This is a genomic window from Oleiagrimonas soli (assembly GCF_000761445.1).
Classification (GTDB): Bacteria; Pseudomonadota; Gammaproteobacteria; order Xanthomonadales; family Rhodanobacteraceae; genus Oleiagrimonas; species Oleiagrimonas soli.
Window position 1 is genome coordinate 991535 of sequence record NZ_KN196470.1, and the last position, 21570, is coordinate 1013104.

At 67.3% G+C, this 21570-nt stretch carries 14 protein-coding genes and 1 tRNA gene; 8 read left to right on the plus strand and 7 right to left on the minus strand.

Features of this window, described 5'->3' with window-relative positions:
• The first annotated feature begins 40 nt into the window (after window positions 1-40).
• Window positions 41-2059 (plus strand): excinuclease ABC subunit UvrB, encoded by a 2019-nt coding sequence (gene uvrB / locus LF63_RS04340; RefSeq protein ID WP_043099895.1) that lies wholly within the window; start codon window positions 41-43, stop codon window positions 2057-2059.
• A gap of 46 nt (window positions 2060-2105) precedes the next feature.
• Window positions 2106-2180, plus strand: a tRNA-Val gene (locus LF63_RS04345).
• Window positions 2181-2241: 61 nt separating this feature from the next.
• On the opposite strand, the gene LF63_RS04350 is transcribed toward LF63_RS04345, so the two are convergent.
• The 7 genes from LF63_RS04350 to cysG all read right to left on the minus strand — a co-directional run bounded on the left by LF63_RS04350 (window position 2242) and on the right by cysG (window position 13192).
• Window positions 2242-6996, minus strand: coding sequence for an EAL domain-containing protein (locus LF63_RS04350; RefSeq protein WP_043099897.1), 4755 nt, complete (start codon window positions 6994-6996; stop codon window positions 2242-2244).
• Window positions 6997-7146: 150 nt separating this feature from the next.
• Window positions 7147-8394 (minus strand): carbohydrate porin, encoded by a 1248-nt coding sequence (locus LF63_RS04355; RefSeq protein ID WP_081945083.1) that lies wholly within the window; start codon window positions 8392-8394, stop codon window positions 7147-7149.
• Window positions 8387-9427, minus strand: coding sequence for a dihydroorotase (pyrC, locus tag LF63_RS04360; RefSeq protein ID WP_043103132.1), 1041 nt, complete (start codon window positions 9425-9427; stop codon window positions 8387-8389). Before pyrC ends, LF63_RS04355 begins: the two co-directional genes overlap by 8 nt.
• A gap of 94 nt (window positions 9428-9521) precedes the next feature.
• Window positions 9522-9857: a DUF2790 domain-containing protein gene (locus tag LF63_RS04365; protein WP_043099901.1), complete on the minus strand. Its 336-nt coding sequence runs from the start codon at window positions 9855-9857 to the stop codon at window positions 9522-9524.
• 101 nt (window positions 9858-9958) lie between these two features.
• Window positions 9959-11011: a cysteine synthase A gene (locus LF63_RS04370; RefSeq protein ID WP_043103133.1), complete on the minus strand. Its 1053-nt coding sequence runs from the start codon at window positions 11009-11011 to the stop codon at window positions 9959-9961.
• Window positions 11012-11088: 77 nt separating this feature from the next.
• A complete protein-coding gene (locus tag LF63_RS04375; protein WP_043099902.1) occupies window positions 11089-11724 on the minus strand; it encodes a peroxiredoxin in 636 nt (211 codons plus the stop codon).
• 46 nt (window positions 11725-11770) lie between these two features.
• Window positions 11771-13192, minus strand: a complete 1422-nt coding sequence (gene cysG / locus LF63_RS04380; protein WP_043099903.1) for a siroheme synthase CysG — start codon at window positions 13190-13192, stop codon at window positions 11771-11773.
• Window positions 13193-13552: 360 nt separating this feature from the next.
• Here cysG and LF63_RS04385 point away from each other — a divergent pair, with 360 nt between their 5' ends.
• The 6 genes from LF63_RS04385 (at window position 13553) to cydC (ending at window position 21274) form a co-directional block, all read left to right on the plus strand.
• Window positions 13553-14554: a LysR substrate-binding domain-containing protein gene (locus tag LF63_RS04385; RefSeq protein ID WP_043099905.1), complete on the plus strand. Its 1002-nt coding sequence runs from the start codon at window positions 13553-13555 to the stop codon at window positions 14552-14554.
• A gap of 254 nt (window positions 14555-14808) precedes the next feature.
• The gene (locus tag LF63_RS04390; RefSeq protein ID WP_043099906.1) at window positions 14809-16377 is read left to right on the plus strand and encodes a cytochrome ubiquinol oxidase subunit I; all 1569 of its coding nucleotides are present in this window, start codon (window positions 14809-14811) and stop codon (window positions 16375-16377) included.
• Between the two features lie 3 nt (window positions 16378-16380).
• A complete protein-coding gene (gene cydB / locus LF63_RS04395) occupies window positions 16381-17514 on the plus strand; it encodes a cytochrome d ubiquinol oxidase subunit II (protein WP_043099907.1) in 1134 nt (377 codons plus the stop codon).
• Window positions 17515-17527: 13 nt separating this feature from the next.
• Complete coding sequence (locus tag LF63_RS04400) at window positions 17528-17734, plus strand: hypothetical protein (RefSeq protein ID WP_043099908.1); 207 nt, start codon at window positions 17528-17530, stop codon at window positions 17732-17734.
• A gap of 70 nt (window positions 17735-17804) precedes the next feature.
• Complete coding sequence (gene cydD, locus LF63_RS04405) at window positions 17805-19538, plus strand: thiol reductant ABC exporter subunit CydD (RefSeq protein ID WP_161782321.1); 1734 nt, start codon at window positions 17805-17807, stop codon at window positions 19536-19538.
• Window positions 19535-21274: a thiol reductant ABC exporter subunit CydC gene (gene cydC / locus LF63_RS04410; RefSeq protein ID WP_043099909.1), complete on the plus strand. Its 1740-nt coding sequence runs from the start codon at window positions 19535-19537 to the stop codon at window positions 21272-21274. The genes cydD and cydC overlap by 4 nt, the downstream gene beginning before the upstream one ends.
• The last annotated feature ends 296 nt before the right edge of the window (window positions 21275-21570 follow it).

The following is a 21570-nucleotide window of genomic DNA, read 5'->3' on the forward strand; positions in this document are numbered from 1 at the left end:
GGTCCGTATACTTGAAGTCCTTTGACGCAGGTCCGTAGGCATGAGCGAACGTTTCCAACTGGTGTCGCCCTACAAGCCATCCGGCGATCAGCCGCAGGCCATCGACAAGCTGGTGGCGAACTTCGAGGCCGGCCTGGCCGCGCAGACGCTGCTGGGCGTGACCGGTTCGGGCAAGACCTTCACCATCGCCAACGTCATCGAGCAGGTGCAGAAGCCGACGCTGGTGATGGCGCCGAACAAGACGCTGGCCGCGCAGCTGTACGGCGAGTTCAAGGAGTTCTTCCCGCACAATGCGGTGGAGTACTTCGTCAGCTACTACGACTACTATCAGCCCGAGGCCTACGTGGCGGCGTCGGACACCTTCATCGAGAAGGATGCCTCGATCAACGATCACATCGAGCAGATGCGTCTGGCCGCGACCAAGTCGCTGCTGTCGCGTCCGGACGCGCTGATCGTGGCCACGGTGTCGGCCATCTACGGCCTGGGCGACCCCGAGGACTACCTGAGCCTGCGCCTGATTCTGTCGGTCGGCGAGCACATCGATCAGCGCAAGCTGCTGCGCCAGTTGACCGAGCTGCAGTACAGCCGCAACGAGACCGAACTGCGTCGCGGCACCTATCGCGTGCGCGGGGAGATCATCGACGTGTTCCCGGCCGAGTCGGACACCGAGGCGCTGCGCATCGAGCTGTTCGACGGCGAGGTCGAGAATCTGGCCCTGTTCGATCCGCTCACGGGCGAAGTGCAACGCAAGGTGCCGCGCTACACGGTGTATCCGAAGACGCACTACGCCAGCACCCGCGAAAGCGTGCTCAACGCCATCGACACCATCAAGGAGGAGCTCAAGGAGCGCCTCGAGGTGTTGTACAAGGCCAACAAGCTGGTGGAGGCGCAGCGCCTGGATCAGCGCACCCGCTTCGACATCGAGATGATGGCCGAGGTCGGCTACTGCCAGGGCATCGAGAACTACTCGCGACATCTGACCCGGCGCGGGCCGGGCGAGCCGCCGCCGACGCTGTTCGACTACCTGCCGCCGGACGCGTTGCTGGTGCTGGACGAATCGCACGTGACCATTCCGCAGATCGGCGCCATGTACAAGGGCGATCGTTCGCGCAAGGAGACCCTGGTCGAGTTCGGCTTCCGTCTGCCCTCGGCGCTGGACAACCGCCCGCTGCGCTTCGAGGAGTGGGAGGAGCGCGCGCCGCGGCGCATCTTCGTCTCCGCCACGCCGAGCCGCTACGAGGCGGCGCATGACGACGGCAACGTGGTCGAGCTGGTGGTGCGTCCGACCGGCCTGATCGATCCCGAAGTCGAGGTGCGGCCGGTACGCTCGCAGGTCGACGACGTGCTGGGCGAAATCCGCAAGCGCGTGGCCGACGGCGACCGCGTGCTCATCACCACGCTGACCAAGCGCATGGCCGAGAACCTGACCGAATACCTGGCCGAGCACGACGTGCGCGTGCGCTACCTGCATTCGGATATCGACACTATCGAGCGAAGCGAGATCATCCGCGATCTGCGCCTGGGCGAGTTCGACGTGCTGGTCGGCATCAACCTGCTGCGCGAGGGTCTGGATATGCCCGAGGTGTCGCTGGTAGCGATTCTGGATGCCGACAAGGAGGGCTTTCTGCGTTCCACCGGTTCGCTGATCCAGACCATCGGCCGCGCGGCCCGCAACGTGCGCGGCAAGGCGATCCTGTACGCCGACGAGGTCACCCGTTCGATGCAGGCGGCGATGGAGGAGACCGCGCGTCGCCGCGAGAAGCAGATCGCCTACAACGCCGAACACGGCATCACGCCGAAGACCATCGAACGCCGCATCGCCGACGTCATGGAGGGCGCGCACGGCGACTCCGGGCGCAAGCGCGGCCGTGGCCGCGAGGCATTGCGCAAGGTGGCGGAGGACCGTCCGGATTACGCCGCGATGAGCGCCGCGCAGGTCGCCGCGCAGCTGAAGAAGCTGGAAGCGCAGATGTACCAGCACGCCCAGGACCTGGAGTTCGAGTCCGCCGCGCGGCTGCGCGACGAGATCGCCCGCATCAAGCAGGAAGCGCTGCACTGAAACCGCTTGTGGTGCCCCGGACGCTCGGCTACAATGCGCGGCTCTTGGGCGGTTAGCTCAGCGGTAGAGCACTACCTTGACATGGTAGGGGTCACAAGTTCGATCCTTGTACCGCCCACCACTTTCGTTGCTCGAACAGTCCCAAGAGTACCTTTCGAGCAACCCGAAAAGGCCTTTCCGAATCAGTCGGGAGGGCCTTTTTCGTTGGCGCCGTCCTGCGCCTCGGCAAGCGGGCCGCGAATGCATGCCTGCATCCAGTCGAGCAATCTGCGCGCGGCGTTGCGGTCGTTCGGGTCATCGTGCACGGCAGCGTGAAGCGATCTGGCATCGCCGATGTCCTTCCGGTTGCTGCATTCCATCAGGCGCGTCAGTGGGCAGTCTTCCAATGCCGCCGTATGCAGCGACTCGTGACGCAGGGAAATCCACTGGAACGTCAGCCCGCCGAGCGGCGTCTTCGGATCGTAGCTGCGCGAGTCGAGGGTGAATTGCCGGTTCCAGTCGGGGAGTTCCGCGGCCTTCATCGGTCGGGCGATGGCATATCCCTGTCCCATGCCGGCCCCCAGCATCTGCGCGACTTCGATCATGCCGGAATCTTCCAGGCCCTCGGCGATGACCTCGCAACCGAAATCCCGTCCGATCTGAACCACCGCGCTGATCAGCGTGATCGACTGCACCGGGTCGATATGCAATCGGGCGAGAAGATCCTGGTCGACTTTCACCGCATCGAAGGGCAGGCTGGCCAGCCTGCGCAGACTGCTGTAGCCCGAACCCAGATCGTCGATGGCGAAGCGCACGCCCAGTTCGACCAGACGCCGCACGCCATCGTCGCGCGCTTGGCGATCCACCCGCTGATTTTCCAGAATCTCGAGGAACAGACGCTGTGGCGGCACGCCGTGGCGCTCCAGGGCATCGCTCACCCAGGCTCGGCACTCGGGTTCGGCAAGCGTGTGCGGTGAAATGTTCAGCGTGAGATTGATGTGCAGGCCCTGCCGCTCCAGCGCGACGAGGTCGCCGAGCGCCATGTCCAGCCCGCGCTGAAAAAGGGTGTCGAGTTCGGCATTGCGCAACAGGGGAAGGAAGATATCCGGCCCGAGCAGTGCGCCGTTCTCCATGGTCAGCCGGGCCAGCGCCTCGACCTTGATCAGGCGTCCGGTATGCAGGTCGACGATCGGCTGCAGCAGCATGCACAGACCGTCCTTGAACAGGCGGCGCCGGAACGCCGCGGCCTGCTCGTAGGAGACCGGCGGCGACGGACGCATGCTGCGCTGCCAGATCTCGTTGCCGCGCAACTGCAGGTTGCGCAGGAAATGCTGCATTTGCTTGCTTTCAAACTGGTTCGGGTAGTGTCCCAGCAGCAGCAACAGCGCCACGGGCAGATGCTGTTCGTCCATCACCGGAATGCAACTCGCGGCGCGCACGTCGATGCGCGCCAGGGTCGGTGGCAAGGCTAGAGCGATGGCGGTGTCCGTGGCGTTCAGGGCGGGGCAGGTGAGAATTTTCGCGGTGTGCCAGGCTTTCGACAGCAGGCTTTCTTCGGGTGGTGCGAGGTGCGCGGTGTCGTGTACTCCGTACGTTGCGGCCAGTACCGTGGCGATGGCGCGAGTGGCGCTTCCGGCGCTGTATTCGATGTTGTAGGTGTCCGACCCGCTCTGCCGCAGGACCATGACGCCGGTCATGCCGGGCAGCCGCGCCAGCAGGCGCACTTCCAGGCTGATGGCGTCGTTCCAGCCCGAACCCCGGTCGGGCATGAACTGGTCAATGATCGCCGCGTAGCGATCCTGCACATTCGTCTGCGCTTCCAGTTGCGCCTGCATGTCGTCCTGCAGGCGATGGTCGAGCAGTTGCACCAGGGAATGGCGCAGACGCTTGCTGATCGGCAGCGTGTTGCACTGTCGCGTCAGATTTTCATGGTAGACGGACATCCAGCGTATCAGCAGGACGCTGTCGATGCCGATCAGCGCATGGATGCGTCCGGCGCGCTGACTGGCCTCGATCAGATTCTTGCGGGTAGCGCTTGCGGCGGTCAGCAATTGCATGTGCGCGAGCTGACGCTTCTTGAGGTGTTCGACGTCCCCGGCATGCAGATTGCCGAGCAATCGTCCGGCATGCGGGTCGGCAAGCACCAGCGCGTAGAAGCTCTCGACCAGGTGCTTCAAGGTTCCGGTCAGGTGCGGGTGCACGGCATCCAGCACGTCGGCGGCGTCCTTGCCGTACGGGGCGATGGATGCGAATGCTTCCTGATCGTCCACTTCTCCGTGAATGGACCACCAGTTTGCGCGCTCAAGCTTGTGCCGCTTGGCCTTGAGCAGGGCCTCATCGGCCAGCCGCAGCAGCATGCCGCCCTCGGTAGCGTGACGGGGCGCAAGCGCTACGCCCATGCTCAGCCCGATGTATATGGACTGTCCCGACCCGGCGTCGAACGGTGTGCGCAGACATTGGCCGATGCTGGCAAAGCGCTTCTGCAATCGATGTTCTGCGTGGCGCGGGGACGACTCGTGGAATACAACCACGAATTCATCGCTGCCCAGCCGGGCGAAGAAATCGTGTTCGGTCAGCTGCGGCTTGATAGCCTGGGCCAGGTCGTTGAGCAGGTGATCGCCAGTGACATGGCCGTGGGTGTCGTTGATGATCTTGAAGTCGTCCAGGTCGATGATGGCCACGGCGATGACGTGATGGTCGGTCATCGCCCGGGGCAGGGCATCGGCCAGATAGTGTTCCAGCGCGCGCCGGTTGGGCAGTCCGGTGAGTTCGTCGTGGAAGGCCAGATATTCCATGCGCGCGGTCAGGCGGCGCAGGTCGGTGATGTCCCGCTGTACCCAGACGTAATGGCTGAGGCAGCCCTGGCTGTCGCGCAGCGGATTGATGGTCAGCAGACTCCAGAATGTACTGCCATCCTTGCGGTAATTGAGGATGTCTCCGACGAATTCGCTTTCGTCCTGCAGTGTGGCGTGAATGCGCCGGATCGTGCCTTTATCGGTTTCGGGACCCTGCAGCAGGCTGTAGTTGCCGCCACGCACCTGACCGAAGTCGTACCCGGTGAGGTCACGGAAGGCCTGGTTGATGTAGACGATGCGCTGTTGGGTGTCCGTGATGATCACACCTTCCTGCACCGAAGCCAGTGCGTTGGCCATGAGTTCCTGCTGGTCCATGGCCCGGTGCTGTTCGGTCTGATCGATCAGGCTCCAGATTTCGTCGTAGTCCTGGTGATGGAACGGCGCACCTTCCAGACGCAGCCATATCCGTTCGCCATCCATCCGTCGTGCCGGAATTTCGATGATGGCCCGCCGATCGTTGTCGAAGGCCCTGCGGGTCTGTTCCGCGAGCCAGCGGCCATGTTCCGACTGGTCATAGAACTCGGATGCGCTGTGGCCTTCCAGTGCGACGGCGTCGGCGGCTCCGAGGATTTCCGCCGCGCGACGATTGGCGTGCAACACGACATTGTTGCGGGTCAGCACCACGCCGACCGTGGCGCTTTCCAGCATGGACTGGTTCAAGGCCTGGCTTTCGCGCTCGCGGTCGGCCAGATCGATGCGGTCCAGACCGGAGGAGATGTTCATCGACAAGGTTTGCAGCAGATACTGCAGTGTCGGGTCGAACGAGTGCAGTTCGGAATGGTAGACGCACAGCAGCGCCCAGAGCCGGCCCGCCCGGTGGATCGGCAGCACCGCGATGGCGGCGAACCCCCACTCGCGCGCTGGTTCCGCCCAGGGCTTGAGCTCGGTTTCCTCGAACGAGCAGTCGAAGCGGCTTTGGCCGTCGTTCCAGGTCAGGCCGCAAGGGCCACGGCCCTCGGGGAGGTCCATGTTGCTGGAAATCTTCACCGCATCGAGATAGTCGCGATCGGGACCGGCAGCGGCCATCGCTTCAAACCAACCGGTTTCCGCGTTGGGTCGGCCGATCCAGACCAGGCTCAGTCCGGCGTGCCGGATGGTCAGGTCGCAGATCAGCTGCAGCAGTTCTCCGGGGTCGTTGATTCGCGACAGGGCGGTGTCGACATGGGCCAGCAGAAGGTTGAATTCGGATAGCCGTTGCAGCGCGCTGACATCGATCAGCATCACCACGGCGCCTTCGGTCGTGCCACTGTGCTCCGTGTGTCTTGGGGTGCAGGTGATCTGCGCTGCCCATGTCTTGCCCGATGGCCGTCGCAGCCGCAGCGTTCCGGCAAACGATTCGCCGCTGTCGACGGCCTGAAGCGCTTGCTTCAGTTCGGGTGTTTCGGCGCCCTGATCCAGGACCGCGCACAGGTTCTTGCCGACGATGTCGGCCGCCGTGCGTTCGAGCAGTTCCAGCGCGCCGGCATTGACCCATTCGATGTTGCCATGGGCATCGGTGAACATGATGCCGTTGGGCGTGGTGCCCGTGACCAGTGCCAATCGGCGCGCGGCCCGTTCTTCAGCGGTCTGCAGGAGCGCTTCGTTTTCTTGGTCGAAGATCAATCCGGCGCCGATCGCTCCCAGTTCCAGCAGGTGTTGCTGGTACTCGCCGGGCGGGCCCGCGCGCAGCGAGGTGAGCGCGAACGTGCCCACGAGGTTCTGCGCGCGGTCGTGCACGGGAGTCGACCAGCACGAGTGCACGCCGAACGATACGGCGACATCCCGCAGTGCGGCCCAGTGAGGGTCCTGCGTTGCATTGCTCACGTAGGTCGGTTGGTTCTTCCAGGCGGCGTAGGCGCAGGAACCGTGACCATCGCCCGGTTGTGCCTGGTCGAGCTGGGCAAGGAGATCGTCCGGCGCCGTCGGCACGCTGACGAAGCGCAGGCGTCCCGTCGCATGGTCGAGCTGCATGACGGTGGCGATCCAGCCGTCGAGGGCATGCTCGATAAGAAGACAGAGCTGGTCCAGGCGTTGCCGCAGGGCGCCGGGGCGGGCGACCACCGCCAATAACTCACGTTGCAGGTCGAGCAACGTGCTGACCTGCGAATCTGCCATCGAATCCATGGCTCGCTCAGACACCGAAATGGTGGGTCCCTTAAAACACGCGAAGCATCATCGCACGCTGTCTGTTCGATAGGAACACGCTTGGCTCATCGACCCGATGACGTCTCCCGGATTCTTGAGACAGCTTCGTCCGCAGTCTTTCCGCGAATCTCAAAGATCGTACGAGAGTTCGAAACGTAGGCTGAAGACCCAGGCATTCGGCACCGAGGCATCGGCATTGGGATGCACCACGTACTGCAGGTCCGGCTGGACCGCCAGCCACGGAGATACCTGAGCCAGATAGCTCGCTTCCCAGGTGGTCTCGGTCGCGGTGGTACGGGCTGCACCGGTCTGCAGGCGGCGGTAGTCGATGCCGTCGCGGGCGCGCGCTACGGCCAACCCCAACTCGTCGGTGTCGCGTCCGGGCAGCGGCGCCGAAAGCACCGCACCCAAGCCCATGTAGCGTCCAAAGCGGTTCACGCCGGGATCGCCCACGCCGAACTGCACGAAGCCTGACAAGGCGCGTGCGTCGTGTGTCCGGTCACGCGCGAGCACACCGCCGGCGATCGCGTAGTAGCCGGTGGCGCCGTGTCTGCGCGCCGTCGTCGATGCGGAGTCGAGCGGTACGAAGTCGGTGGTGTAGTGCCACACGCCGAGGGCCAGCTTGGCCTGGTAGGGCGGCAGATTCGCGTCGCGGCCAGTGCGCAGGCGGGCGTCGCCTTCGAGTGCATGTTCGGGACGGTTCAGCAGGGCGAGTTCGGACACCACCAGCAGGCCGTCGCCGGGCGCGAAGGCGTCGTAGCGATGACCTTCGCGCTGGACCGGCACGCCGTCCATCACGGCGGTACGCAGGATCACGCCCGGCGAGGGCTTGTAGGCCACGCGCACGCCGAGCGCGGTGCGCGGATAGATCGACGGGCCGTCGATGCCGCTCTGCGCGAATTCGGGGCCGACGCCGAACGAGCTGTTGAGGAACAGGTTGGCGGATTGCAGCGTGTAGAACTCGCTGTTGACGTCGTACTTGCCGGCCAGCAGGGACACGCCGTGCGCGTTGAAGTTGCGCTGGATCCAGGCTTCCTCCAGCACCACGCCCGGCGGCGCGGTGAGGTTGCTGACGCCTTGTGCGTCGCCGATGAAGGCGTCCGGCTGTCCGCCGTGCAGCCACATGGCGTTGACGTAGGCGGTGGTCTGCGGCCAGCCGGCGATGCGGTCGAGGTCGAAGGTGCTGTCCAGGCGAAGGTTGCCGACATAGGCCGTGTCGCGGCGCAGGCCGCCACCGAGGTTGGCGATGGCCGCGCCGTCGTAGGTCAGCGTGGTGTGCGACGGCGGTGTGGCGTCGCCTGCTTGCGCCGCGCCGCTCAGCGCGAGCGCGAGCAGCATCGCCAGCGCAGCGCCGGCAGCGCGTCCCGCTTCAGTCATCGAGTCGCCAGCCCAACGCTTCGCCAGCGCGCAGCGGCACGCCCGGTACGCCGCCGAAATCGACTTCGTCGGGCACGGTCCAGGGCGTCTTGCGCAGCGTGATGGTGTCGGTGTTGCGCGGCAGGCCGTAGAAGTCCGCGCCGTGGAAGCTGGCGAAGCCTTCCAGCTTGTCCAGCGCGCCGGCGGCCTCGAAGGCCTCGGCGTAGAACTCGATACCGGCGTGCGCGGAGTAGATGCCGGCGCAGCCGCACGCGCTTTCCTTGGCGTGGCGCGGATGCGGCGCGCTGTCGGTGCCGAGGAAGAAGCTCGGGTCGCCGCCGACGGCCGCGGCCACCAGCGCTTGGCGGTGCGTCTCGCGCTTCAGCACCGGCAGACAGTAGTGATGCGGACGCAGGCCGCCGACGAAGATCGCATTGCGGTTCATCAGCAGATGCTGCGGCGTGATCGTCGCGCCGACGTGCGCCGGCGCGGCCTGCACGAACTGCGCGGCCTCGCGCGTGGTGATGTGCTCCAGCACCATGCGCAGCTCGGGAAAGTCCTGCTGCAGCGGCGCGAGGTGGCGTTCGACGAACACCGGCTCGCGGTCGAACATGTCCACCGCGTGGTCGGTGACCTCGCCGTGCATCAGCAGCGGCAGGCCGTGCTTCTGCATGGCTTCCAGCACGGGATAGACGCGGCGAAGATCGGTGACGCCGCTGGCGGCATTGGTGGTGGCGCCGGCCGGGTAGTACTTCACCGCGTGCACGATACCGCTTTCGCGCGCCTCGACGATGTCGTCGGGCGTGGTGGTCTCGGTCAGATAGAGCGTCATCAGCGGCTGGAAACGCGATCCTTCCGGCAAGGCGGCGAGAATGCGGTCGCGGTAGTCGCGCGCCTGCGCCACGCTGGCCACCGGCGGCTTCAGGTTGGGCATGATGATGGCGCGGCCGAAGCGGCGCGCGGTGTCCGGCAGCACGGCGGCCAGCAGTGCGCCGTCACGCACGTGCAGATGCCAGTCGTCGGGGCGGGTCAGGGTCAGTTCGGTTGCGCTCATGCGCATAGTGTAGCCGCTTGTGGCGCACGGGCTGGCATGGAAAAGGCGCGGCAGGGCGCCGCGCCTTCTCGATGCGGTGTGGCCGGAACAGCGCTCAGTGACGACGATCCCAGCGACGGTCGAAGCGCGCGCCGCGGCGGTCCCAGCGGTGTTCGATGCGGTCGCCGCGACGATCCAGGCGATGGGCCTTGCGGTCGCCGTGCAGCGCCACGCGCTGCGCCGCGCGCAGGTGACCGTGCGCAGCCAGACGGTTCGAGCGGCGGTCCGTGCGTCGGTCGACGCGGTTGGCGCGACGATCCAGGCGGTGATCGATGCGCTGGCCATGCTGCTGCATGCGCTGTTGCACGCGGTCGCCGAAGTCGTGGGCCAGCGTGACGCTGCTGGCGAGCAGACACAGGGCGCCGAAGGCGGCGATCAGAGTGGTTTTCATGAGCGGTCCTCGTCCCGACCCGCGTCGGCGGGCCTTCGCGAGCAAGAACGGCGTCGGCGCGTCGATCGTTGACCGACCGCCGCGCGGCGCAGGGGAACCGTTCAGCTTGGCGGGAAGGCCCGCTGCAGCCAGTCCGGCACCGGAATGCCTTTTTCGCGCAGCAGCGCCGGGTTGAACAGTTTGCGCGGATAGCGCGTGCCGGAGTCGCACAGCATCGTGACGATGGTGTGGCCAGGGCCCAATTCGCGCGCCAGGCGGATCGCGCCGGCGATGTTGACGCCGCTGGAGCCGCCCAGGCACAGCCCTTCCTCGGTCAGCAGCGCGTGCAGCAGGGGGACCGATTCGGTGTCCGGGATGTTCCAGGCCAGATCGATTGGCGCGCCGGCGAAGTTGGCGGTGACGCGGCTGGAACCGATGCCCTCGCTGATGGAGCTGCCTTCGGACCTCAGCTCGCCGTGGTTGACGTAATTGGCCAGCGCCGAACCGGCCGGGTCGGCCAGAGCGATGCGCACGCCCGGCTTGCGCGCCTTCAGCGCACGACCGACGCCGGCCAGGGTGCCGCCGGTGCCGGTGGCGCAGACGAAGCCGTCCACGGCGCCGCCGGTCTGGGCCCAGATTTCCGGGCCGGTACTGGTCTCGTGGAAGTCGCGATTGGCGGTGTTGTCGAACTGGTCGGCGAACCAGGCGCTGCGCGTGTCGGCGGCGTTCATGGCTTCGGCCAGGGCGCGGGCGCGGTGGGCGTAGTGGCCCGGGTCCTTGTACGGCACGGCCGGCACCAGGCGCACCTCGGCGCCGGTCATGCGCAGGGCGGCGATCTTCTCCGCGCTCTGCGTTTCCGGCATCACGATGAGGGTGCGGTAGCCGCGACTGTTGCCGACCAGCGCCAGACCGATGCCGGTGTTGCCGGCGGTGCCCTCGACCAGGGTGCCGCCGGGACGGATCAGGCCGCGGCGTTCGGCGTCGTCGAGCAGGCCCAGCGCGGTGCGGTCCTTGATCGAGCCGCCGGGATTCATGAATTCGGCCTTGCCCAGAATCTCGCAGCCAGTGGCTTCGCTGGCCGCGTGCAGGCGGATCAGCGGGGTGTGGCCGATCACCGCGGACAGGTCGTTCGGGCGGATGGCTTGGGTGTCGTGCGGGCGGGCGAGGGCGTGCATGTTCATGGTTCCGATATGGGTGCTGCGTCGGTATCCGCAACCGCGATCCGCGGACGGCATCGCGGTTGCGGTCTGCCTCAGGCGCGGTCGGCGGGAATCAGGCGCAAGTAGGGTTTCAGCGCGCGCCAGCCGTCCGGGTAGCGCTTGCGCGCTTCCTCGTCCGATACCGAGGGCGCGATGATGACGTCATCGCCCGGCTCCCAGCCGACCGGCGTGGTCAGCTGCTTGCCGTCGGTCAACTGCAGTGAGTCGAGCACGCGCAGGACCTCGTCGACGTTGCGGCCGGCGCTGGGCGGATAGGTCAGGGTCAGGCGCACCTTCTTCTGCGGGTCGATGATGAACACCGAGCGCACGGTGACCTTGGGATCGGCCTTGGGGTGAAACATGCCGTACAGCTTGGCGACCGCCAGGTCGGGATCGGCCAGCAGCGGATAGTCCGGTGCCGCGCCGCCGACGTCGGCGACGTCCTGCGACCAGCGTTGGTGATCGTCCACCGAATCCACCGAGAGGCCGAGCAGCAGCGCGTTGCGGCGCTCGAACTCGTCCTTGCGGCGCGCGAACTCGCCCAGCTCGGTGGTGCAGACCGGCGTGAAGTCCTTGGGATGCGAGAAGAACACGATCCAGCGGTTGCCGCTCCAGTCGTGGAAGCGGATCGTTCCTTGGGTGGAATCGGCGGTGAAATCGGGAGCGGTTTCGCCCAGTGGCAGACTCATGGTCGGGTTCCTTTGTCGGGTCGGAAGGGAAGATCGACGGCCGCGTTCAGGCGGCGTCGGCGAGATCGGTGTCGGGGTGGATCGCGGCGCCGAACCAGGCCAGTTGCGGCGCCAGCGCGGCGACTTCGCCCAGGATCAGCATGGCCGGGGCGCGCACGTCGTGTCGGCGTGCCAGCGCGGGCAGGTCGCGCAGACAGCCGGTGACGACGCGTTGTCCGGGGCGCGAGCCGTTCTCGACCAGCGCGAACGGCGTGTCGCCGTCGCGGCCGTGCGCGAGCATGCGCTCGGTCAGGTGTTCCAGTTGCGCCACGCCCATGTACAGCGCCAGCGTCTGGCGTTCGCGGGCAAGGGCGCGCCAGTCCAGGGTGTCGATGGAGTCCTTGCAGTGCGCAGTCAGCAGATGCACGGACTGGGCGTGTTCGCGATGGGTCAGCGGGATGCCGGCGTAGGCGGCGCAGGCCATCGCGGCGCTGACGCCGGGCACGACTTCGTAGTCGACGCCGCGCGCGCGCAGAAACTCCAGCTCCTCGCCGCCGCGGCCGAACACGAACGGATCGCCGCCCTTCAGACGCACCACATGGCGTCCGGCGGCGGCATGCGCGTGGAGCAGATCATGGATGCGGCGCTGGGTTGCGGCGTGGTCCTCGCCGCTGCGCTTGCCGACGTCGATGCGCTCGGCATCGCGCCGGGCCAGATCCAGAATCGCCGCATCGACCAGGCGGTCGTGCACGATGACGTCGGCGCGCTGCAGGGCACGCAGCGCCTTCAGCGTCAGCAGGCCGGGATCGCCGGGACCCGCGCCGACCAGCGTCACGCGTCCGGCGCGCGCGATAGCGTGCGGTGTCTGTAGCGCCTGCTCCAGGGTGCGCAGGGCCTCGGCCTCCCGGTGTCGGCCCAGCAGCGGCGCGACCGGGCCGTCCAGCAGCCAGGCGTAGAAGCGGCGACGCTGTGTCACGTCCGGAAAAGCTTCGCGAATGCGCAGGCGGTAGCGTCCGGCCAGTTCGGACAGCGCGCCGAGCGATTCGTCGAGCACGGTTTCGAGGCGCGCGCGCAGGCGGCTGGCCAGCACCGGAGCCTGGCCGGCCGAGGAGATGGCGAGGGTCAGCAGGCCGCGCCGGACCAGCGCCGGCACGTGAAAGCTGCACAGCGCCGGATCGTCGACCACGTTGACCAGGATGCAGCGATCCTCGGCCGCGGCGGCGATGGCGCGGTTGACGCGGCGATCGCCGGTGGCCGCGACCACCAGCCAGGCCTCGTCGAGCCAGGCGCCGGTGAACGTGCCTTCGATCCAGCGCACTTCGCCGGCCTCGACCCGGGCGCGCAGCGACGCCGTCAGTTCCGGTGCGCCGACCCGGACGCGCGCACCGGCGACGATCAGCGCCGCCGCCTTGCGTTCGGCCACCGGACCGCCGCCCACCACCAGGACAGGGCGATCTCGCAGGTCGGCGAACAGCGGATACAGAGGCATGACACGGACCACTCGAACGGGTGAAAACGGCGCATGCCCGGAGGTTCCGGCATGCGGAGCTTCACCCTACGCCGCGGTCCGCGGGCGGTGAAATGAGGGCTTGCTGTTCCGATATGCGCGCAGGGCATGACGCATGCGATTGTCCGGTTTGGATTGATAGACGTCCAAACGAGGGCAGTGGACCGTTATGCAAACTGCTGATATGTTCGAGGTGCATAACCGGCGCGGTGCCGGTTTTTACGAGGGAAACACCATGAAACGTCTAAACATCAGCATTTGCACTACGAATACCAATTATTGCTGGCGCATGTATGCAGGCCCCCGCCACCACCGCCAACGCCCACCTTCGGAACAGCCCTCATGACACTCACACAGCTCCGTTATATCGTTTCCATCGCCGATTCCGGCCTGAACATCACCCTAGCCGCCGAGCGCATCCACGCCACGCAACCTGGCGTCAGCAAGCAGCTCAAGCAGCTGGAAGGCGAACTCGGCTTCCAATTGTTCGCGCGCAAGGGCAAGAGCCTGAAGTCGGTCACCCCGGCGGGGCAGCAAGTCATCGCCCGCGCTCGCGCCATTCTCGAAGAAGCCCGCAGCATCCGCGCACTCGCGGCCAACCTGCGCGGCGACGCGCACGGCGATCTGACCGTGCTCACCACCCATACCCAGGCACGTTTCGTGCTGCCTTCCGCGATTGCCGCCTTCGGCCGCAAGCATCCGCGCGTGGGCCTGCATCTGCGTCCGCACGGCGACGCGCAGATCCAGGGCCTGTTCGCCGGCGGACAGGCCGACCTGGCCATCATCAGCAGCAGCGGTCCGGCGCCGCTGGGCGGACTGGCCGTGCCGCTGTACAACTGGCGACGCACCGTCGTGGTGCCGCGCGGCCATGCGCTGGCGCGCCTGAGCCGACCGCTGCGCCTGGGCGATCTGGCCGGGCAGCCGCTGGTCAGCTACGACTCCTCGCTGCGTCCGGAGTCCTCGCTGCAGCAGGCCTTCCAGGCCGCGGGCATGCGCCCGCTGTTCGCCTGTACGTCCAGCGACGCCGATCTCATCAAGACCTACGTGCGCGCCGGCCTCGGTGTGGGCGTGCTGGCCGAGATGGCGATCCGTCCCGAGGACAACCGCGAATTGCAGGTGCTCGATGCCGCGCACCTGCTGCCGGATTGCACCACCTGGCTGGTGCTGCGTCGCGATCGCGTGCTGCGCAGCTATACGCTGGACCTGGTCGAACAGTTCGCGCCGCACCTCGATCGCCGCGATCTGCAAGCCGCGCTCAGTGGCGACATCGAGCCCGACTGGCCCGAGCCGCCGCACTGGAGCGAGCTGCAGCGCGACGTCACGCGCATCCACGCGACGGCGTAGTCGCGTCACGGCCATCGGCGGGCGCGGCCATTCGGAGCGAGGTTCCGGATGGTCGCGCCGCGTCGATGTCTTGCCGAAGTTGACCTGAGTCAACTCCCGCTCAGATACACGCCATTCGCGACATTCTGTCACGAGTTGACGCCACGTCCTTGGAGTAGGCTGCAGCCCGACATCCAAGAGAGTAGGGTGTTTGCGTTGTCGCCGGTCCGGGGGCTTCCCCGCTGGCGAACAGACTGGCTACCAGGGAACCCACGATGATCGATTCGACCGTTGTCGAACTCTCGCGATGGCAATTCGCCGCCACCGCGTTGTATCACTTCCTTTTCGTACCCCTTACGCTGGGCTTGTCCTTCCTGCTGGCCGCCATGGAGACGATCTACGTCACCACGGGCCGCAAGATCTACAAGGACATGGCGCAGTTCTGGGGCAAGCTCTTCCTCATCAACTTCGCCATCGGCGTGGCCACCGGCCTCACCATGGAGTTCGAGTTCGGCACCAACTGGTCGTTCTACTCGAGCTTCGTCGGCGACATCTTCGGTGCGCCGCTGGCCATCGAGGGTCTGATGGCGTTCTTCATGGAGTCGACCTTCGTCGGCATCATGGTGTTCGGCTGGGATCGCCTCAAGCGCGGTCAGCATCTGGCCGTGACCTACCTGGTGGCGCTGGGCTCGAACCTGTCGGCGCTGTGGATCCTGATCGCCAACAGCTTCATGCAGACGCCGCAGGGCGCCTCGTTCAATCCGCACACGATGCGCATGGAGCTGAGCAGCTTCACCGACCTGATCTTCAGCCACGACGCGCAGGCGAAGTTCGTGCACACGTCCATCGCCGGCTACGTCACCGCGGCGATCTTCGTGTGCGGCATCAGCGCGTTCTACCTGCTGCGCAAGCGGCATACCGAACTGGCGCGGCGCTCGTTCCGGGTGGCGGCGATCTTCGGCATCCTGGCCACGCTCGGCGTCATCACGCTGGGCGACGCGCTGGGCTTCGTCGGCGGTCAGGCGCAGCCGACCAAGCTGGCGGCGATGGAGGCCCTGTGGAAGACCGAACAGGGGCCGATGCCGTTCAACGTGGTCGCGTTCCCGTCGCAGAAGGACCAGACCAACCACGGCGAGCTGCAGATTCCCTACGCGCTGTCGCTGCTGGTCACGCATTCGGTGGACGGCACGGTGCCGGGCGTGGATCAGCTCGAAACGATGGCCAAGCAGCGCATCCGCAACGGCATCCCGGCCGTGCAGGCCCTGCAGGCGCTATCGAAGAACCCCGACGACCAGACCGCGTTGGCGACCTTCCGCCAGCATCAGGACGATCTCGGCTACGGCTTCCTGGTGCAGGGCTACCAGCATGATCTGAGCAAGGTCACGGACGCCGACGTCGATGCAGCCGCCAAGGCGACGATTCCGCCGGTGGCGCCGGTGTTCTGGTCGTTCCGCACCATGGTCGCGGCGGGCTTCGCGATGCTGGCGTTCTTCATCCTCGCGGTGATCTTCTCGCTGCGCAACAACGTCGAGCGGCGGCGCTGGTTCCTGAAGATCGCGCCGTGGATGATCCCGGTGCCGTTCATCGCCAACGAGGCGGGCTGGCTGGTCGCCGAACTGGGCCGGCAGCCGTGGACGGTGTACGGCGTGTTGCCGACGTGGATGTCGGCTTCGACCCACAGCGTCACCTACATGGTGTTCTCGCTGGCCGGTTTCGTGCTGATCTACAGCGTCTTCATCGCGGTGGAGATGTTCCTGATGGTGCGCGCGATACGCAGGGGACCCGACGACCACGGCGATGCCAAGCCGTCGCCGACCTTGACCACGGCGAATGCGGAGGCTTGATCCATGGAAATCTATCTGATTCTGAAAGTGGTCTGGTGGTTGCTGCTGGGCGTGCTGCTGATGGGCCTGGCGGTGATGGTCGGCATGGACATGGGCGTGGGCACGATCCTGCGCTACGTCGGCCGCAACGACCTGGAGCGCCGCGTGGCGCTGAACATCATCGGCCCGCATTGGGACGGCAACCAGGTGTGGTTCATCCTCGGCGGCGGCGCGGTGTTCGCGGCGTTCCCGCTGATCTACGCCACGGCCTTCTCGGGCTTCTACGTAGTCATGCTGCTGCTGCTGTGGAGCATGATCGTGCGCCCACTGGGCTTCGAGTACCGCAGCAAGATGCCGTCGGCGCGCTGGCGCAACGTGTGGGACTGGTCGTTGTTCGTCAGCGGCTTCCTGCCGATGCTGGTGTTCGGCGCGGCCATCGGCAATATCCTGCAGGGCGTGCCGTTCCACTTCAGCTGGAACCTGACCTCGTTCTACACCGGCAGCTTCCTGGCCCTGTTCAACCCGTTCGCGATCCTGTGCGGCGTGCTGTCGGTGGCGCTGTCGGCGATGATGGGCGGGTTGACGGTGATGAACGGCGCCGAGGACGCGATGTTCCAGCGTGCGCGCAAGCTGGTCGTGGTCGCCGCTGCGGTGGCCGTGGTGCTGTTTGCCCTGGGCGGTGTGTGGGTGCACGCCATCGACGGCTTCCAGTTGCTCAGCGGTCCGTCGGGCAACCTGGCACAGACGCCGATGCAGCAGAGCGTGACGCGAGCCGCGGGTGCGTGGTTCGGCAACTACAGCGCGCATCCGGTGCTGTGGCTGGTGCCGCTGGTCGGCTTCGCCGGCGTGATCGGCGCCGCGCTGGCGGCGCGCGCGGGGCGTTCGCACCTAGGCTGGTGGTCGGGCGCGCTGGGCTGGATCGGCGTGATCGGCACGGTCGGCGCGGCGATGTTCCCGTTCATGATGCCGTCGAGCAGCGAGCCGTCGCAGAGCTTGACGGTGTGGAACGCGACCTCGAGCCAGTTGACGTTGACCTGGATGGTCGGATTCACCGTGGTGTTCGTGCCGCTGGTGGTCTGGTACACCAGTTGGGCGTTCTACGTGATGCGCGGCAAGGTGCGGCCCGAGCACGTCGCCGCCGACGAACACGCGTACTGAAGGAGACGCGAGGATGAAACGTACGATTATTTTCCTGCTGCTCCTGGCGCTGGCGATGGTGGCGATCTTCCTGGCCATCGTGCTGGGCGAGCTGGGTCCGTGGTACTTCGCCTGGTTGCTGGGCACGGCCACCATCGTGCTGTGTGCGGCGGCGGGTGGAGCGATGCTCGATGTCCAGGATGAACATGCACCGCAGTCGGTCGCGGATGACGCACGCTGACATGGATGAACCGCCCGCTGCGCGGGCGAAGGCTTCGGACGCGGCATCCGTGAAGGCGGATGTCGCGTCGGTGGCGAATGACTGGCTGACGCAGCAGCAGGGGGGCGTCCGACGCTGGTTGTTGTCCGCCATGGGTCTGGGGGCCGCCGGTACGGTACTGCTGTGCGTGCAGGCGGGCCTGCTGGCCTGGGCGCTGAACGCGATGCTCCTGCAGAACGCCAACGTACGCGACGTGCTGCCCGCCGCCGCCGGATTCGTGTTGCTGGCCCTGGTGCGCGCGGCGTGCGCCGTGCAGGCGCGCCGGTTCGGCTTCGAGGCCGGTCGTCGCGTGGTCGCGGATGTGCGCAAGCGGGTGCTTGAGGCGTTCCGCGCGCGCGGACCCGCATGGCTGGCGCGGCAGTCGAGCGCCGATCTCATCACGCGAACCGTCGATGGCGTGGACGCATTGGCGCCGTACTATGCGCGCTATCTTCCGCAAAAGGCCGCCGCCGTGCTGTTGCCGCTGATCGTCCTGGTCGCGGCGTTCCCGGCGGACTGGGTCGCGGGGTTGGTGATGCTGGTGACGGCGCCCCTGGTGCCGCTGTTCATGGTGTTGCTGGGCGGCGTGGCCGAGCGGGCCAGCCAGCGCCGCTGGGTCACCCTGTTGCGTCTGGGCAATCAATTCTTCGACAGCCTGCAGGGGCTGGTGACGCTGCGCCTGTTCGGTGCCGGCGCGCGCCGCCGCGTGCTGTTGGCGGAACGCAGCGAGGCCTATCGTCGCGAGACGATGTCGGTGCTGCGCGTGGCGTTCCTGTCGTCGCTGGTGCTGGAGTTCTTCGCCATGGTGAGCATCGCGGTGGTCGCGGTGCTGGTTGGTTTCCGCCTGATGTGGGGCGACGTGGCGTTCACGCACGGCATGTTCGTGCTGCTGCTGGCGCCGGAATTCTTTCTGCCGCTGCGTGCCCTGGGTGCGTTGCGGCATGCGCGCATGGATGCGGTCTCGGCCGCGGGCGATCTGGCCGCGCTGCTGACGCGTGTGCCGCCCGGTCACGCGCCGGTGTCTACCCCTTCGCCGGCAGTGGACGCGCCGATGCATCCGCCGTGCATCGAACTCGAGGACGTGCGTTTTGAATACGCGCCCGGTCGCGCCGGGCTGGATGGCGTCACGCTGCATCTTGCCGCGGGCAGCACGACCGTGGTGGTCGGCGCCAGCGGCTCGGGCAAGAGCAGCCTGCTGCAGTTGCTGATGGGATTCCATGCGCCGTCGCGGGGCACGGTGCGGGTCGATGGGCATGCGCTGGATGCGTTCGATGCGCAGGCATGGTGCGCGCGCATCGCCTGGTTGCCGCAGCGGCCGCACCTGTTCGTCGGCACGCTGCGCGACAATGTGCGCTTGGCGCGTCCCGACGCGGACGACATGGCCCTGGAGCGCGCCGCGCGCGCCGCCGGCCTCGACGCGGTGCTGCGCGATCTGCCGCAGGGATGGGCCACCCCGTTGGGCGAGCACGGCTACGGCCTGTCCGGCGGTCAGGCGCAGCGCGTCGCGCTGGCGCGGGCCTGGCTGCGCGATGCGCCGCTGCTGCTGCTCGACGAACCGACGCAGCATCTGGACGAGGCATCCGCGCATGCGGTGCAGCAGGCGATCGCCGAACTTCGGCGCGGACGGACGGTGGTGCAGGTGGCGCATCGTCTGGACGCGGCGCGCACGGCCGATCAGGTCGTGGTGATGGCGGCCGGGCGTGTGATCGAGGCGGGTACGCCGGCACAGTTGCTTGCCGACCGGGGCGCGTTCTTCCGCCTGCTGCAGAACGAGGAAGCCGCATGAGCGCGCCGGCAACGGGGCCGCTGCGACGCTTCTGGCGCGTGCTGGGCCGTCAGCGCAGATGGATGCTGCTGGGCGTGCTGGTGTCCCTGATCAGCACGCTGGCCGGCATCGCCCTGATGGCGATCGCGGGACATTTCATCGCCAGCATGGCGCTGGCCGGCGCGACCGGCGCGGTGCTGAACTACTACACGCCGGCCGCGCTGATCCGCGCGATGGCGCTGTTGCGCACTGGCGGGCGTTATGTCGAGCGGCTGGTGAATCACGAGGCCACCCTGCGCGTGCTGTCGCGTCTGCGGCTGTGGCTGTTCGACCGTCTGCTGCCGCTGGCGCCGGCGCGGACCGGGTTTCTCGGCCATGCGGATTTGTTCTCGCGGTTGCGCGCCGACGTGGATCGGCTCGAACACGCCTATCTGGGCATTGGCATCCCCATCGTCGTCGCGCTGCTGGCGCTGCCGTTGGTGCTGGCGGTGCAGGCGGCCTATGCCTGGCCGGTGGCGTTGCTGACGCTGATCGCGGCAACGGCGGCGGCCGTGCTGCTGCCTCGCTGGTTGATCGTACGCAGTCGCGCGCCGGCCGAGGCGATGGTGCGTGACGAAGCGGCTTTGCGCGCAGCGGTCGGCGATCTGGTGCGTGGTGCGGCCGAGCTGCGCCTGTACGGCGCCGATGCGGCGCGCGAGACACGCATTCATGTGCTGACCGACGAACAGCAGGCGCGACTGGCGCATCTGGACGCCCTGCAGGAACGCGGTCAGTCGCTGATACCGCTGCTGGCGCAGACGGTGGCGGCGGGAACCCTGTTGCTGGGCGCGGCCGCGGCGCGCGCCCACACGCTGGCCGGTCCGGATGTGGTCATGCTGGTGCTGCTGGGACTGGCGGCGTTCGAGGTGCTGGCTGTGCTGCCCGAGGCCTTCACGCGCTGGGGCGCGACCCGGGCCGCGGCGGCGCGGGTGTTTGAACTGGTCGACGCCGAACCGGCGGTCGAGGATCCGGCGGCGCCAGCCGAGCCACCGGCCAAGCCGGACATCGCCTTCCGCGGCGTGCGGCTTCGCTATGCCGAGGATGCGCCGTGGGCGCTGGACGGGGTGGACCTGGCACTTCCGTTCGGCAGTCGCGTGGCCGTGACCGGCGCTTCGGGCGCGGGCAAGAGCAGCCTCGCGGCGGCACTGTTGCGGTTCCAGCCTTTCGAGAGTGGGCGCATCGTCTGGGGCGGACGTTCCATCACCGAATATGCGGCGGACGACGTACGCGCCGCCATCGCCGTGGTCGAGCAGCGCACGCATCTGTTCGACGCCACGCTGATCGAGAACCTGCGCGTGGCGCGCCCCGACGCGACGCGCGCGCAGATCGAGGCCGCCGTGCACGCGGCGCAGCTGAGCGACGTCGTCGCGGCGCTGCCGGATGGATACGACACCTGGCTGGGCGAGGGCGGCGCGCATCTGTCGGGCGGCGAGGCACGGCGGGTGGCCATCGCGCGCGCGCTGCTGGCGGATCGCCCGATCCTGCTGCTGGACGAGCCGACCGAGGGCCTCGATGCCGCCACCGCGCAGTCGCTGATGGGCGCGCTGGCGACCCTGGCCGAAGGCCGCACGGTGCTGCTCATCACGCACCGGCTGGAAGGCTTGTCGCACCTGGTCGACCGGCGGGTGCGCATGGAGCGGGGGCGCATCGTGGCCGAGGAGGCGATGGCGGCGTCCTCGGCGGTGCTTCGTTCCGGCCGTTCGTCCACGCTGCACTGAGACGGCCCGTGTCGGGATGTCCGCGCCGGTCTCGGTGGCCTCATGCGCTTTTTCGCGGAAGTTGGCGCGGCGGTCGGCGACGTGTCCGGCGTGGATGCAACGTGGTTGCCACGCTCGCGCGACGGCGGCCTCGGCTTATGGCTATGTCGATCGGTTCGTGCGGCATCCCCGAGCGCAGGTGCGCTACGCTGCGACTCGTCGACAGGGTAGGCATCGCCAACCGGGGAGGTGCACGCGCATGGCATCCGTTTCGATGTGGGAATCCGCTTGGGGGCAGCCCGTGCAGTCGCTGGGCT